The sequence below is a fragment of the Limnoglobus roseus genome, from assembly GCF_008254045.1.
Classification (GTDB): Bacteria; Planctomycetota; Planctomycetia; order Gemmatales; family Gemmataceae; genus Limnoglobus; species Limnoglobus roseus.
The window spans coordinates 220,642-234,975 of record NZ_CP042425.1 but is presented as its reverse complement, the minus strand read 5'-3'; the positions used below and the strand labels follow the sequence as shown (position 1 = coordinate 234,975).

Here is a 14,334-nt window from a genome sequence, read left to right as displayed (position 1 = left end):
CCGCGTGGCGGGCCGGCCGTTGGCCTGCCACGCGGGGATGAAAACCGCCCTGAACGGGGGCTCACTTCTTCTCTTGTTCGACGCGGCCGCCGATCCGCATGCCGTAGAAGCTGCGGTGGACGAAGAACATCGAGATCACCAGGAACGCGACCGTCAGCCCCAACGCCAAGTCGGCGTTCGACTCCTTCTTCCGCAACTCCACGGCGAGTTCTACCGCGAGTAGGCCGAAGAGCGTCGTGAACTTGATGATCGGGTTCAGGGCCACGGAACTCGTGTCTTTGAACGGGTCGCCGACGGTGTCGCCGACCACGCAGGCGTCGTGCAACGGCGTGCCCTTCGCCTTCATCTCGGTTTCCACGATCTTCTTCGCGTTGTCCCACGCCCCGCCGGCGTTGGCCATGAAGATCGCTTGATAGAGGCCGAAGATCGCGATGCTGATGAGGTAGCCGATGAAGAACCAACTCTCCACGAACGCGAAGCCGAGCGTGGCGAAGAACACCGTCAGGAAGATGTTGAACATCCCGGCCTGCGCGTACTTCGTACAGATCTCGACCACCTTCTTGCTGTCCTCGGTACTCGCCTTCTTCACCGTGTCGTCGAGGCGGATGTTCGCCTTGATGAACTCCACCGCCCGGTACGCTCCGGTGGTGACGGCCTGCATACTCGCCCCGGTGAACCAGTAAATGATCGCCCCGCCGGTGATGAGGCCGAGCAGGAACGGCGGGTGCAGGATCGACAGCTTGTTCAAGTCGGTCGTCAAGCCGTTGGTCAGGCTCATGACGATGCTGAAGATCATCGTAGCCGCCCCGACGACGGCCGTGCCGATCAGTACCGGCTTCGCTGTTGCCTTGAACGTGTTGCCGGCCCCGTCGTTCTTCTCCAGGTTGTCCTTCGCCACGTGGAAGTTCGGTGCGAAGCCGTAGTCGCGCTGGATGTCTTCCTTGATGTTCGGAATCTCTTCGATCGTCGAGAGTTCGTACACGCTCTGGGCGTTGTCCGTCACCGGGCCGTAGCTGTCCACGGCGATCGTCACCGGCCCCATGCCGAGGAAGCCGAACGCGACGAGGCCGAACGCGAACACCGGGGCCGCCATCGGGATGACCATGCCGGTCGGCAGCATCAGGCTGATGAAGTACGACACGCCCATCAGGAACACGAGGACGAGGCCGAGCCAGTAGGCGCTGAAGTTCCCCGCGACGAGGCCGGAGAGGATGTTCAGCGACGCCCCGCCCTGCTGCGACGACACGACGACCTCGCGGACGTGCTTCGACTCGGTCGAGGTGAACACCTTCACCAGTTCCGGGATGATCGCCCCGGCCAGGGTGCCGCAGGTGATGATCGTCGAGAGCTTCCACCAGACCGATTCGTCCTTGAAGACCGCCGGAATGAGCAGATAGCTCACGGCGTAAGTCGCCACCACCGACACGATCGAGGTCAACCAGACGAGCACGGTCAGCGGGGCTTCGTAGTTGAAGTCGGTCTTGTCCTGGTACTTCGCTTTCGCCATCGCCTCGTTGATGAAGTACGACACGCCGGAGGCGATCACCATCATCACCCGCATCATGAAAATCCAGACGAGCAGTTGCACCTGCACTGTCTGCGGCGGCACCGCGAGCAGGATGAACGTGATGAGGGCGACGCCGGTGACGCCGTAGGTTTCGAAGCCGTCGGCGCTCGGGCCGACGCTGTCGCCGGCGTTGTCGCCGGTGCAGTCGGCGATCACCCCGGGGTTGCGGGCGTCGTCTTCCTTGATCTTGAACACGATCTTCATCAGGTCGGCCCCGATGTCGGCGATCTTCGTGAAGATGCCGCCGGCCACGCGGAGGGCCGCCGCGCCGAGAGACTCGCCGATGGCGAAGCCGATGAAGCACGGCCCCGCGAGTTCGCCGGGGATGAACATGAGGATGATGAGCATGAGCAGCAACTCGACGGAGATGAGCAGCATGCCGATGCTGATGCCGGCCTTCAGCGGGATGGCGTAGCACGGGTACGCCTTGCCGGTGAGGGCGGCGAACGCGGTGCGGCTGTTGGCAAAGGTGTTCACGCGGATGCCGAACCACGCCACGCCGTAACTGCCGAGGATGCCGATGACGCTGAACGCGAGAATGATCGCGACGCGGTCGGCGGGGAAGCCGTGCAGGGGCTTCCCCGCCGCGTCCTTGCCGAACTCGGCGAGCGAGCCGAAGTACACGGCGATGATGCTGCCGATGAACAGCCAGAGCAGGAGGAGGAACTTGCCCTGCGTGAAGAGGTACGTCTTGCACGTCTCGTAGATCAACTCGCTCACGTCGAGCATCGACTTGTGAACGGGCATGTTCTTCAACTGCGAATACATCATCAGGCCGAAGAACAGGCCGGCCGCCGAGACGACGAGGCCGCTGTAGAGTAGCGTCTTGCCGCCGACCCCGCCGAGGAACTCGGCACCGTTCAAGTCGGGCAGCACGAGGGACGCTTCACCCGCGACGGCGGCGATGGGGGAGAGGCAAAGGGCGATCAACGCGAGAAGCGGAACGGCCCCGCGTCGGACGGCGGATGTCATGCGGATCACTCCGGAGAGAAGGTGACCACACGGGCCGACGCCGAAGAATTGGGCGGCAGACCCGTAGATGGGGAGGTAGAGTAGGCGGCGGCGGATGGGAAGGCGAGAGCGAATGTGCCGAAAGATCCGAGGATGGCAAAGGGCGGGGTGAGGTTCGAGAACGCTGTTCGAAGCCGTCACTTTCCGGCGGGCGACTTTTCCGATTGTTCCGGTTGGAAAAACCTCAACAGTTCTCCCGCCGTCGGTCGATAGTATTCGACGACGGCGGAAAGTCCCGCTGGAGTCGCGAGGGAACGCCCATGCGGTGGGGCCGAGGATCGTTCCGGCTGCTGGTTTTGGTCGCAGGAATTGCGGCGACCGGCTGTATGCACACGCCGCCGGGCGGGTACAACTTGCCGCCCATTCCGCCCGGCGTCGTGCCCGGTGAACTCACGAAAGTCACGCTGCCGCCGTATGTTATCGAGCCGCCCGACCAACTGATGATCGAAGTCGTGGCGATCCTGGAAGACCCGGAAGCGGCGGCCGCCGCCGACAAGGCGGGCAAGAAGGACAGCAAGTCGAAGGAGTACAAGGCGTACAGCCTGCCGGTGCAGCCGGTGTCGGGGCAGTTCGCGGTGCGGCCGGACGGTTCGGTTTTCCTGGGCATCTGGGGGTCCGTGCCCGTCGCCGGGTTGACGTTGCAACAGGCGGCCGAGGCCGTTCGCGAACACATCTCGCAGCAGGAAGACCCGACCAAGCCCGGGGCCGGCGGATTCAAGAAGGAAACCATCCGCGTGGTGCTGGACGTGCTCCAGTACAACAGCAAGCGGTACTACGTCGTCACCGACGGCGGTGGCTACGGCGAACAGGTCGTGGCGTTCCCGATCACCGGCAGCGAGACCGTCTTCGACGCCCTGGCGAACATCGGCGGCCTGCCGGCGGTGGCGTCGAAGCAGCAAATCTGGGTGGCCCGCCGCACCCCGCACGCCGGCCAACCGGAGCAGATTCTGCCGGTGGACTGGGTCGCGATCACGCAGCACGGCGTCGTCAGCACGAACTACCAGATCATGCCCGGCGACCGCGTCTACGTGAAGTCGCAGAAGCTGATCCGTCTCGACACGCAACTGGCCCGAATCATCTCGCCGATCGAACGACTGTTCGGCGTGGTGCTGCTGGGAACGAACACGACCAACCAGATTTCCGGCCGCGGGACCGGGTTCAACGGGAACTGAGTTAGGATGAAGGGGTGATTCGCCCCTTCATCGCCGGGAACAGACATGCGATACGCCAGCTTTGCTGCCCTACTCCTGTTCGCGTCGCCAGCGGCGGCCCAGTACGGCTACCCGCAAGGGGGAGGGTACGGTGGCGGGGGATACCAGAACTACGGGCCGAACCCGTACAACCGGGCGAACCAACCGCTCAGCCCGTACTTGAACCTGAACCGTGGGGCGAATCCGGCGACGAACTACTACTACGGCGTGCGGCCCGGCCTGCCGACGGGCGGGCTGAACACGTTCGGCCAGGTGCCGCCGATCCAGAACCCGGTCGGCCCGCAGTACGGCGGGTTCCTGCCACAGTCGCAGATCCCCTACGACCCGGCGGGCCAAACGTATGAACCGGGTGGCGTGCCGGTCCGCCTGAACTCGCCGGGCCACCCGGTTCTGTTCGGCAACCAGTTCGCCAACCACGGCAGCTTCTCTTCCGTGTACGCGCAGAACATCAATCGCTCGGGCTTCGGGTCGCAACAGCGGCAGTCGGGGCAGTCGATCAGCGGCCTCGGCAACGCGAATCGTCCACCGAATACGACCCCCGCACGCGGCGCGACCGGCCGGCCGTAATCGAGATTTCATCGGAAGGAACCGAACGTGAAACGAATGCCTGTTCGCCGGTCGCTCGCCGTCCTCTTCGCCGGGGTCGGCACCGTTGCCCACGCGGAACCGATTCCGCTCGTCGCCCAGCGGCCGATCCGGCCGGCCGTGCAGTTGGTCGCCGTGCGGGCGGTGGCTGCCCCGCCCGAGACGGCCCGCGGCGTGCCGAGCACGACGCCGGCACCCTTCGACCCGTTCTTCGACCCGAACTCGCTCTCCCCGTCCCGCCCCGGCGTGGCCGGCCCCGCGATGCCGAACGAGGGCTACGCCACGCAACCGCCGCCGCCGCAGACGCAGATCATGATGAGCGGTGGCTTCCCGGTCAACACCGCCACGGACCCGCGGACGATGGCCCAACCCGGTCAGCCGCGCGGCGTTTGGAGTATGCTCACCGACTGGACCAGCGACCGCACCAAGGCGATCAAGTCCACCCTCGGCGTTCAACAACAACAACTGCCCGACGCGCGTGTGGGGCAGCCGTTCCAACAGCAGCAACCGTTCCCGCAGCAGGCGTATCCGCAGCAGGCGTACCCGCAACAGCAGCAGTCGATGATGCCGATGGGCCAACCCTATCCCACGCAGCCGATGCCGGGTCAACCAATGGCCGGGCAGCCGATGCCGGGTCAGCCGTTTCAGGGCGTGACGCCCGCCGGTCGGGCGGCCTACGCGGGCAACCCGGCGTACCGCTGGTACGGGTGGGGCACGACCACACCGGGGTCGAACCCGTACGCACCGACGGGCGAATACCCGAGCGGGTCGGCCCAGTGGTATGCCATGAGCCGGGCGACGCCGGGGGCGTTCCCCGTGCCGGTGACGCACCCGTTCCGCCAGCCGCCGGGGGCCGACGCCCCGGCCTACGCGGTTCGCCCCGCGGCCCCGCGCAAGCCCGTGTCGGACGTGCCGCCGCCGTCCTTCGCATTCGAACCGAGTGCGCCGAGCGGCCCCACCGCCATCGCCGAGACGCCGCCGTTCCGCTACGTGCCGCCGGATCAACTGCCGGTTACGACGACCGTGGTGCCGAGCGTGCCGCCGAGTGGACCGCCCGGAGGCTCCGAGTGGCGAAGTCCCACGATGCCGCTGTCGTCGAACACGCGGAACGCCCCGGCCGTGGCGAAAGAGGAAACCGCCTGGCAGCCGGTCACCTACACGACGCCCGTCACCCCGCCGGCGCCTTTGACCTTGGTCGGTCAGAGTTTGCCCGCGTCGTCGGGCGTCGACTGGCAACCGCCGACGCTGCAAGAGCGGGTGCAAGCCATCTGCGGGACGTTCGTGAGCGCGGTGGAAGTGAAGAAACTCGGCACCGACGCGGTGATCGTGCGGTTCAACGCCCCGTCCGACGCCGTCGCCGAGCGGGTGGCGAAGGCCGTGTCGCAGTTGGAGGAATTGAAGCCGTACACCGTCACCTTCGACGTGGCCGTGGCCGGGAAGTAGAACAACCGCATGGACGAGTGCCTGGCCTACTTCCGACAAGCGGTCACGAACCCCGCGAGCGTCCCACCCTGGTCGGAGTGGTGGGCACAGAACGCGGCCCTCGTCGAGCAGGTGTTCCCGCTGATCGACTACGTCCGCCTCAAACACCGTCGACTCTTGGGGGCCAGGCAAATCCTTCGCAATCGAGGTGAATTGCCCGACGACTTCGAACCGCCCAGCGGACGAGTGACGGGGTCGTGCCCCAACTGCGGCGATCGGGTTTCAAGCCCGAACGGTACCCACATCTTTTGCCCGAACTGTGGACTGATCGAAGAGTACCATACCGTGTCCAACCGATAGTCCCAGCCATCGCCCGCCACAATCCCTACTCTGACCCCGGCCTTTCACCGACCGGGGTCATTCCATGAAGCTCATTCTCGCGATCATCAAGCCGGAGAAACTCGACGCCGTCAAGGAGGCCCTCAACCGCGTCGAGGTGTTCCGCCTGACGGTCGTGGACGTGCAGGGCTTCGGCCGACAGAAGGGGCAGTCGGAAATCTACCGCGGCCACGAACTGACCGTGAACATGCTGCGGAAGGTGCAATTGCAAATCGCGGTGAACGAGGACTTCGTCGAGCCGACGGTGCAGGCGATCATGGAGGCCGCCCGCACCGGCCCGGAGGGCCGCATCGGCGACGGCAAAATCTTCATCCTGCCGCTGGAAGACGCCGTCCGCATCCGCACCGGCGAGCGCGGCCCGGAAGCGATTTAGGGCATCGCTGAGCAACCAGGTACCACAACCCCAGGCCCATTCGACAAACGTGTAACCTCTCTCACGGTTTCGAACCATGGCGCGTTACGACGATGATGATGACGACTACGATGACGACCGGCCACGCCGTTCTTCACGCGAGGATCGGCCTCGGAAGAGATCGCGCAAGAAGAGCAAAGGGGGAGCCCCCGTCGGCCCGATGATCGCCGTTGGCATCGTGGTGGGGGTGGTTGTCGTGGCCGGCCTGTTCTTCGCCCTCCGCAGCGGGTCGGCGGATAAGAACAAGTCGGGGGAAGCGAAAAGTGGCGATCCGGCGGCCGCGGCCGGTGTCGCCGCGAACGCTCCGGGAACGCCCGTGGGTACTAAGTACGTACCGCGAGAGTCGGAGAAGAAACTGGAAGAGTTCTTGAACGCCCAGGCGGACCGCATTGTTACCGACGAAGAGGTCTTCGCCATCATGGGCGAGCCGACGCGACGGGATGCCGCGCAGACCGGCCGCAAGAACGGGCAAGTCTTCACGATTTACACCGCCCACTGGGAGGCACCGGACGGTAGCATTCGGAGCCAGATCAGCTTCGCCAACGGGCGGGTGGCGGGCATGATTCTGGGCCTGGAGACGAAGCCCCGCAAGTAGTGCGAGGCCCTATGCCGTCGCGTGTGCCGGGGCCGGCTTTCGCACGTGAACCGCGTGCGGTTGGCCGTGGCCCGGCAACTGGCAGTGGCTGAGATGGGCTTCGAAGTTCGCCCGGTAGGTGCGGGCCAAGTCGCGGTGGTGGCGGAGGACCAACAGGTTCTCCGCGTTCTCGTGCTCGGCCTGGTTCGTGAAGTTAAAGCTGCCCGTCAGCACGGTCCGGCCGTCGATAATCATGATCTTGTTGTGGGCGATGGCGTGGCACGGGTCGATCCGCACGTCCATGCCGTGGCTCGTCAGGTCGCCGAGTTCCGTGTAACTTTCGGATTCGTTCGACTTGTCGAGGAGGATGCACACCCGCACCCCGCGGTTCGCGGCGTCGATCAACGCCTGGGCGATCGGCTTACTGGTGAAGGAGTACGCCTGCACCAGCACCTCGTGCCGGGCGTGGCCGAGTTCTGCGACGATGGCCGTCGTACAGGTTCCCTTCGGCGAGAAGTGCGACAGGATGACCGCGTCGCCGAGAACGTACTGGCGGAACCGCTGAATGAGCACGTCGATCAGGCACGCGATGACCAGACCGCCCGCGATCCCGACGCCAACAAGCCAACACCACTCGGGCAGGTTTCTCATGACCGCTCTCCGAACCGGCGGATTCGGAGAGCGGTGATAGCAAAGGTCCGGCGGGCGACAAGCCGAACTTACGCCAGCTTCCACGGCTCGCGGTACTGCTTGGTCACCAACTTCGCCGCCTCGGCGTCGCCGACGATCTCTTCCTTCGCCGGGTCCCAGGTGATCTTCCGGCCGGTGCGGACCGAGATGTTCCCCAGGTGGCACACCGTCGCCGAGCGGTGGCCGATCTCCACGTCGCACACCGGCAGCTTCCGGCTCTTGATGCAGTCGAGCCAGTCCTTGTGGTGGTTGGTGCTGACGTACAACTTCACGTCGCCGGTCGCCAACTTGTACGGGTCGGCCACCGCTTGGCCGTTCAGCGTCACCTCGATCTTCCCGCGGCGGACGTAGATCACGCCCTTGTCGCCCTGGAAGGTCACGCCGCCGGGGTTGCCGCCCTTGCCGAGCGTGCAGTGGACCGGGATGCCGTTCGCGTAGGTGTACGTGATGTTGGCCGTCTCGGGCGTCTCGAACCACTTGTTCTTGTTGAACGTGGCCGTGCCCTCGATGGTCGTCGGGCCGCTGTCGTCCATACCCAGACCCCATTGGGTGATGTCCAGGTCGTGCGCGCCGAAGTTCGTCTGCTGGCCGCCGGAGTAGTCCCAGAAGAAGCGGAACAGGTAGTGGACGTGCTTCTCGTTGTACGCCCGCTCCGGGGCTGGCCCGAGCCAGAGGTTGTAGTTCAGTTCGGCCGGCGGGGCGGAGTCCGGCACCGGCATCTTGGCCCGGTCGACCCAGTTCGGGGCCGGCAGGCCGACGAGGACTTTTGTGATCTTGCCGATGGCCCCGTTGCGGACGAGTTCGCACGCCTTGTGGAACTCCTTCGCCGACCGCTGCATGCTGCCGGTCTGCACGATCCGCTTGTTCTCGCGGGCCGCATTCACCATCGCCCGCCCTTCGGCGATCACCAGGCTCAGTGGCTTCTCGCAATACACGTCCTTGCCGGCCTTGCAGGCGGCGACCGTGATGAGCGCGTGCCAGTGGTCGGGCGTGGTGACGACGACGGCGTCCACGTCCTTGCGGTCGAGAATCCGCCGGTAGTCTTCCTCGACGACCGGCTTCCGCTTGCCGTCCTTCTCGACGCGGGCGGCGGCGGCGGCGAGGTGCGTCTTGTCCACGTCGCACACGGCCACGGAGTTGGTCTTGACGTAGTGCCCCAGGTTGCCGGTGCCCTGGAGGCCGACCCCGATGTGGCCGACGCGGACTTGCTCGCTCGGCGGCGTGTCGGCCCCGAATGCGGCCCGGTAGGTGACGGCGGGCAGCGCGAGGATCGCGCCGGACGCGCCGAGGAAACGACGACGACTGAACGGGAGCATGAGAGAACCTCGATGGGAAAGGGCGAGAAGGCAGGGTTGACGCGGGCCTGCCTCTCGTTATATTCCCGCGTTGGCAAACGGGGACGGGCATGGTTCGGCGGCTTCTTCTTCTCGCACTCACCCTCGCCGCGGCCGGCTGCGGGACGACGCGGACCACCGACACGACGCGGGCGGCCACGGAGATGCTGCTGGTGTCGCAGGCCGTGGATAAGGCCGTCGGGCAACTCGACTTCTCGCCGCTGAAGGGGAAGGCCGTCTACCTCGACGTGGCGATGATCGACAAGGAAGTGGTCGACAAGGGTTACCTGATTAGTTCGCTCCGCCAGCAGTTGCTCAGCCAGGGGGCGCTGGTCATGGAAGAAAAGAAACAGGCGGTGTACGTCGTCGAAGTCCGTACCGGGGCGATCGGCACCGACCGGCACTCGCTCCTGTTCGGGTCGCCTGCCCTATCCGTGCCGGCCATCGTGCCGGGCGTGCCGACGAGCATCCCGGAGATCGCGCTGTACAAGCGGACCGATCAGAAGGGCGTCGCGAAAATCGCGGCGTTCGCCTACAACCGCGTCACCGGGCGGGCCGTCTGGCAGTCGGGGTTGGTGGAAGACGTCAGCCGTCAGAAGGATCGTTGGGTGTTGGGGAGTGGGCCGTACAGTTCCGGGTCGATCCGTCGGCGGACGGAGTTGGCCGGCGAGGAACTACCGACGACGTTCCCGCAACTGCCGACCTTCGGCCGCGGCGACGAACCGGAAGCCCCGGAGAATCCGCCCGCCCTCCTGCCGACGCAGGCGTTCCACTGGACCAATGGTGACGCCCCGGCCGTGCCGCAGCCGGTACCGCTGGGCCTGATGGGGGTGACCGGGGCGGCTCCGATCATCAACCACCCGCTCATGGTGCGATGATGGCGAATGTGTAACGAACGTACCGCCCGCACCGGCCGGCGAAGCCCGTCCCGATCTGCGCCTTACACGTTTTCGTGATGCAGGAATCCGGCCGCGGCCGATAGGTTTGCTCTCTCCCTTGATTTGGATTTCCATTATTGGTTACGCATCCGTTCCTCGATAACCGGAGAGCGACCATGAAGAGTGTTCTTTCATTTCCGAAGGTGGATTCGCCGAACCCGGAACTGCTCCGTCGTCACGGTTGGTCCGTGAAGGCCGCGCACGGCAGCTACTGCGTCGTCTGGCGCGGCTCGCAGGAAGTGGTGATGGTGTGGCGGGACGGCACCTGGCAGCGCGCCAACGGGGGCGCGATCCGCACCGCGGCGTGATCGTTACCCGCGCCGTTCCTTCTCCGCGATTGTGCCGTTCTCGCCCTTGTGCAGCCGGTAAACGACGGGGAAGTGGCTGGTGAAGTCTTCCTGGTGCGAAACCAGGATGATCCGCCGAAGGTGCTGTTTGAGGTTGTTCAACTCCTCGGCCGTTGCTTGCAGGCCGTCCTTGTCAAGACTGCCGAAGCCCTCGTCGATAATGACGCACTCCAACGGCCGAGCCTGACCCGCGGCGAAGCGACCGATGGCCAGAGCCACGGCAATCGCCACGCGGAACTTCTGGCTACCGGACAGGTACGCCACGTCAATCGGTGGTGAGTCCTCGCGGCGGACCTTGAGCGCGAACGCCTCGTCACCGCCGTCCTCGGAATGATCGAGTTCGATCGACAGGTCGCCGTTGGACAGGTTCCGCACCGTGTCGTTGGCCAGCCGCACGATCTCCGTCTCGGCCGTGCGCACGAGTTCGCGCTGTAGGTTCTTCTTGCCGAGCAACTCGTCGAGCCGCTTGTGAACGCGAGCCTCGGCCTCGGCCACCGCGATCTGTTTTTTCAACGTCGCGAGCGCCTCCGCCTGTCGCGTCAGGTTGGCGAGATCATCATGGGTCACACCAAAGGCCGTGTCGGCGAGTTTCGCCGCATCGGTCGCTACCTTCTGCAATCGCTCGGCTTCAACCACGGGAACGCGGGCCGTCTCGGGGATGGCGGCGATCTGCTTCGCGATTTCGCGGAGTTGTTCGGCCCACCCCTCGCGGCGGGTGGCGTCTTGCTGCCACAGGCGGAACTCCTCGGCCACGCCTGACGAGGCAAGGCGTTGCTGCTCGTGGGCGTGCTGCTGAAGTTCGGCCGCCATCGTTGCCGCCCATTCCGCCGACAGAGCGCTCGCGAGGGCGGCACACGTGGCCGTGTCGGCCGCAAGTTGCGTGTCGAGCTTCTGAAGCCTCGCGGCAAACTCCCGCACCTGCTTCTCCATCGGTTTGAACGTCGGCTCGGCGATCTTCAACTCGGCTTCGTGCCGTTCCTGCTTGGTCCGCTCTTCGTTTCGAGCGTGTTCGCTCTTTTCAGCGGCGAGAGTCTGGCCCGCGAGTTCGTGGCGCAGTTGAGCAACATCCGACGTGCCGCCGAACGCTTCGAGGTCGCGCTGCCGGTCGGCCAACCGCTGCCGCGATTGGTCGCGCTGCCGGATCACGGTCGCGAGTTGGTCCTGCGAACTCTTCGCGGTTTTCACCGCGGCTTCAGCCGTGCCTACCTGGGTCGTTACGCTGGCGAGGTCGGCCGTGAGTCGGCGAATCGTCTCCGCGATTTCCGCCCGTTCCTTCTCCGCGTGTTCGGCCGTCACCACTTGACCGCACCGCGAACACGGCACCCCCGCTTCGACGTTGGCGAGCCGTCGCTGATCTTCTTTCGCCTGCATCAACAGCGTGTCGAGCCGGGTCTTCGCGTCGCGGGCCGTTTGCCCGGCCGCGCCCGCCTCGGCCAACTTCGCCGCCGCGTCGGTTGCCTGCCGGTCGAGCATCGGGTCGAACGACTTCACCTTCGCATCGAGTTCGGCCACCTCTTCCGCCGCTGTGAGGAACTTCTTGCGACCGGCGATCTCGTCCTGGAGCCGCTTCGCCTCCTTCGCGTGTTCGGCGGCCGCGTCACGGTGCGTGGCAACGGCCAACCGCAAGGCTTCCAGATTGGTTGTCAGCGCCGCCAACTTCGCGGCCGTGTCGGCGTGCTGTTGATGAATCGCCGCCTGCTCGGTTTCCGTCGCGGCCAGTGTGTCGCGGATCGGAACCAGTTGGTTCAACGGCGGCAGCACGCGGTTGAGTTCGTCAAGCCGTAGGTGGTCCGCCTGAATCCGCCCCGCGTCGGCGGCTCGCGCGTCGGCCTCCGCGACTTTCTCGGCCAACTGCCGGCGGGCGTCCTCGTGCTTCGCCCACTGCTTCGCGAAGCTCACACGCTCCGCAGCGTGGGCCTTCTCCTGCTCCGCCCGGTCGCGATCCTCCGCGGCTGCGTCCTGCTTCAACTGAGCCTCGGCCAGTTGCTCGGCGGTGACGGCCGGCATCGTGTCGCGACGACTTTGCAGGTCTTCCAGCTTCGTCGCCCGCTTCGTCGCCGTGTCGTGGACGCGCTTCGACAGGGCTTCGTACCGCTCGGCCGCGATGATCTTCTTGAGCGTCTCCAGCCGCTTCGAGCCGGTGGCGTTCAGGATTTCGTCCGCCTGCCCCTGCCGTAACAGCACCGACGCCGCGAACGCCTCCATCGGCAGGCCGAGCGTGCGCTCGGACCAGCCCTTCACGTCGGTGGCGCTGTTGATGCCGGTGATCGCCTTCCACTCGCCGGCCGTCTGTTGTTCGATGCGGGCGGTCGGGCGGCCCTTCAACTTGTGGTTGCGGGTGATCTGGTAGCCGACGCCGTTGAACTCGAATTCGAACTGCACGAAAAAGCCGTTCTCACCGTGGCGGACGAGTTCGTCCATGCCCTGGCCCTTGCCGCCGCGGTGCGCACCGAACAGGCAGTACGTGATGGCGTCGAACACGGCCGACTTGCCGACGCCGTTCGGGCCGCCGACGACCCAGAGCGGTTCGCCGTCGTCGAATTCGAGGTGCTGCTTCGGGCCGAAGCTCAGGAAGTTTTCGAGCGTCACGCGCTTCGGGATCATGCCTCACCCGCGTCTTTCAGGTACGTTTCCGCCAGCGCCAGCACCGCCTCGCGGTCCGGGTCGCCGTCGAGTTGTTCCGTCAGATAGTCCCGCACCGTCGTCTCGAACCCGGCTCGCGGCGTGAACTTCGCCGGGGCGTCCGAGGGCGTGCCGGCGTCGGCCCACCGCAGGTCGTGCAATCGTGGAAACTGCTTGCGAAGCTGCCGGGTGATGTCGTCCCGGCTCAGGCTGCCGCCGGGCGTCACGGTCACGCGGACGATCGCGGTGGCGAAGTCCGGGTATTTCTCCGCGAGCGTCGGCAGTTCGGTCTCGGCGTCGGTGATCGTGATGCTGTGGAACGGCGTGCCGGGGATCGGCAGCCGCGTCGGCACGACCGCGTTCGGGCCGTCGATCTCTAGCAGAAGGACGCCGTGGTCGTCGTGCGTGTCGCCGAAGTCGAGGCGGTCGAGGCTGCCGGGATAGCGGACGTTCGCCGCCCCGCCGAGTGCCTGCGGCTTGTGGATGTGCCCGAGCGCGACGTAAGCCCACGACGGGTTCAGGTCGGCGAAGTCGAAGAGCACGTCGTCGCGTTCACTCATCTTGTACAGGCCGTGGGCTTCCGACCCGCGGACGTGCAAGTGGGCCGTGAGAACCGTCGGCAGCGTCACGTCGAACTTCTTGTCCGTCGCCGCGGTGCGAATCCACTCGGCCACCTTCGCGTGCAGCAGGCGGTTCTCTTCCTCTTTGCTGCGATAATCAGCCGCCGAGAGTTCGTACCGGCTCGGGAACGGGTACGGCACCAGCACGAACTGTACCCGCTTGCCGTTCGCGGCCTTCAGGGTGGTGACGGCCCGGCCGTTGAGCAGGTACATCCGCCCGCCGGCGAGTGTGCCGTCGGCCCCGGCGTCCGGGGCGGCGAGCGTCATCCCGGCCCGCACCATGTTAATGCGGCCGTCGCGGTCATGGTTGCCGGTGACGGCGAGGATCGTGCCACCGCGGCGGAAGAACGGGGCGAACGTCTTGCGGACGTGTTCCAGTGCCCGCGTCATGTCGTCAACGCTGGCCTGTTCGCTGAACACGTCGCCAGCGATCAGCAGCACGTCGGCGGTGTGTTCGTCGCACAACTTCGCCACGACTTCGACGCGGGCTTGCAAATCTGCCGTGCGGTCGAGCCGGCCGAGCCGATCGCACAGGTGCCAGTCGGCGGTGTGGATGATGCGCATGACCCCCCCCCCAGACGTTACCTTCCTACTACACCTTG

Annotated in this window: 13 protein-coding genes; 8 read left to right on the top strand and 5 right to left on the bottom strand. The window is 65.8% G+C overall.

Features of this window, described 5'->3' with window-relative positions; genetic code table 11:
* Nucleotides 1-61 precede the first annotated feature (61 nt).
* The gene (locus PX52LOC_RS00990; RefSeq protein WP_149108325.1) at nt 62-2,539 is read right to left on the bottom strand and encodes a sodium-translocating pyrophosphatase; all 2,478 of its coding nucleotides are present in this window, start codon (nt 2,537-2,539) and stop codon (nt 62-64) included.
* A 299-nt stretch (nt 2,540-2,838) separates the two neighbouring features.
* On the opposite strand from PX52LOC_RS00990, the gene PX52LOC_RS00985 reads away from it, so the two are divergent.
* The 6 genes from PX52LOC_RS00985 to PX52LOC_RS00960 all read left to right on the top strand — a co-directional run bounded on the left by PX52LOC_RS00985 (nt 2,839) and on the right by PX52LOC_RS00960 (nt 7,202).
* A complete protein-coding gene (locus tag PX52LOC_RS00985) occupies nt 2,839-3,750 on the top strand; it encodes a polysaccharide biosynthesis/export family protein (protein ID WP_168218741.1) in 912 nt (303 codons plus the stop codon).
* 45 nt (nt 3,751-3,795) lie between these two features.
* Entirely contained in the window at nt 3,796-4,356 is a 561-nt protein-coding gene (locus PX52LOC_RS00980; protein WP_149108323.1) for a hypothetical protein, read from the top strand.
* 27 nt (nt 4,357-4,383) lie between these two features.
* Complete coding sequence (locus tag PX52LOC_RS00975) at nt 4,384-5,817, top strand: hypothetical protein (protein WP_149108322.1); 1,434 nt, start codon at nt 4,384-4,386, stop codon at nt 5,815-5,817.
* Nucleotides 5,818-5,826: 9 nt separating this feature from the next.
* Entirely contained in the window at nt 5,827-6,156 is a 330-nt protein-coding gene (locus PX52LOC_RS00970; protein ID WP_149108321.1) for a hypothetical protein, read from the top strand.
* A 64-nt stretch (nt 6,157-6,220) separates the two neighbouring features.
* On the top strand, nt 6,221-6,568 hold the full coding sequence (locus PX52LOC_RS00965; RefSeq protein ID WP_149108320.1) for a P-II family nitrogen regulator: 348 nt from the start codon (nt 6,221-6,223) through the stop codon (nt 6,566-6,568).
* Between the two features lie 199 nt (nt 6,569-6,767).
* Nucleotides 6,768-7,202 (top strand): hypothetical protein, encoded by a 435-nt coding sequence (locus tag PX52LOC_RS00960; protein ID WP_149108319.1) that lies wholly within the window; start codon nt 6,768-6,770, stop codon nt 7,200-7,202.
* A gap of 9 nt (nt 7,203-7,211) precedes the next feature.
* Here the strand turns inward: PX52LOC_RS00960 and PX52LOC_RS00955 are convergent, their stop codons facing one another.
* The gene (locus PX52LOC_RS00955; protein WP_149108318.1) at nt 7,212-7,832 is read right to left on the bottom strand and encodes a phospholipase D family nuclease; all 621 of its coding nucleotides are present in this window, start codon (nt 7,830-7,832) and stop codon (nt 7,212-7,214) included.
* 68 nt (nt 7,833-7,900) lie between these two features.
* Nucleotides 7,901-9,187, bottom strand: coding sequence for a Gfo/Idh/MocA family protein (locus PX52LOC_RS00950; protein WP_149108317.1), 1,287 nt, complete (start codon nt 9,185-9,187; stop codon nt 7,901-7,903).
* Nucleotides 9,188-9,276: 89 nt separating this feature from the next.
* On the opposite strand from PX52LOC_RS00950, the gene PX52LOC_RS00945 reads away from it, so the two are divergent.
* The gene (locus PX52LOC_RS00945; RefSeq protein WP_149108316.1) at nt 9,277-10,083 is read left to right on the top strand and encodes a DUF6655 family protein; all 807 of its coding nucleotides are present in this window, start codon (nt 9,277-9,279) and stop codon (nt 10,081-10,083) included.
* A gap of 176 nt (nt 10,084-10,259) precedes the next feature.
* A complete protein-coding gene (locus tag PX52LOC_RS00940) occupies nt 10,260-10,451 on the top strand; it encodes a hypothetical protein (protein WP_149108315.1) in 192 nt (63 codons plus the stop codon).
* A gap of 3 nt (nt 10,452-10,454) precedes the next feature.
* Here the strand turns inward: PX52LOC_RS00940 and PX52LOC_RS00935 are convergent, their stop codons facing one another.
* A complete protein-coding gene (locus PX52LOC_RS00935; RefSeq protein WP_149108314.1) occupies nt 10,455-13,094 on the bottom strand; it encodes an AAA family ATPase in 2,640 nt (879 codons plus the stop codon).
* Nucleotides 13,091-14,296: a metallophosphoesterase family protein gene (locus PX52LOC_RS00930; RefSeq protein WP_149108313.1), complete on the bottom strand. Its 1,206-nt coding sequence runs from the start codon at nt 14,294-14,296 to the stop codon at nt 13,091-13,093. The genes PX52LOC_RS00935 and PX52LOC_RS00930 overlap by 4 nt, the downstream gene beginning before the upstream one ends.
* Nucleotides 14,297-14,334: the final 38 nt, after the last annotated feature.

Bases quoted from the DNA above. Each gene is read 5' to 3' on its own strand.
- PX52LOC_RS00950 (WP_149108317.1), bottom strand. From the start codon at position 9,187: ATGCTCCCGTTCAGTCGTCGTCGTTTCCTCGGCGCGTCCGGCGCGATC.
- PX52LOC_RS00980 (WP_149108323.1), top strand. From the start codon at position 3,796: ATGCGATACGCCAGCTTTGCTGCCCTACTCCTGTTCGCGTCGCCAGCG.
- PX52LOC_RS00945 (WP_149108316.1), top strand. From the start codon at position 9,277: ATGGTTCGGCGGCTTCTTCTTCTCGCACTCACCCTCGCCGCGGCCGGC.
- PX52LOC_RS00970 (WP_149108321.1), top strand. From the start codon at position 5,827: ATGGACGAGTGCCTGGCCTACTTCCGACAAGCGGTCACGAACCCCGCG.
- PX52LOC_RS00930 (WP_149108313.1), bottom strand. From the start codon at position 14,296: ATGCGCATCATCCACACCGCCGACTGGCACCTGTGCGATCGGCTCGGC.
- PX52LOC_RS00965 (WP_149108320.1), top strand. From the start codon at position 6,221: ATGAAGCTCATTCTCGCGATCATCAAGCCGGAGAAACTCGACGCCGTC.
- PX52LOC_RS00955 (WP_149108318.1), bottom strand. From the start codon at position 7,832: ATGAGAAACCTGCCCGAGTGGTGTTGGCTTGTTGGCGTCGGGATCGCG.
- PX52LOC_RS00985 (WP_168218741.1), top strand. From the start codon at position 2,839: ATGCGGTGGGGCCGAGGATCGTTCCGGCTGCTGGTTTTGGTCGCAGGA.
- PX52LOC_RS00990 (WP_149108325.1), bottom strand. From the start codon at position 2,539: ATGACATCCGCCGTCCGACGCGGGGCCGTTCCGCTTCTCGCGTTGATC.
- PX52LOC_RS00960 (WP_149108319.1), top strand. From the start codon at position 6,768: ATGATCGCCGTTGGCATCGTGGTGGGGGTGGTTGTCGTGGCCGGCCTG.
- PX52LOC_RS00935 (WP_149108314.1), bottom strand. From the start codon at position 13,094: ATGATCCCGAAGCGCGTGACGCTCGAAAACTTCCTGAGCTTCGGCCCG.
- PX52LOC_RS00940 (WP_149108315.1), top strand. From the start codon at position 10,260: ATGAAGAGTGTTCTTTCATTTCCGAAGGTGGATTCGCCGAACCCGGAA.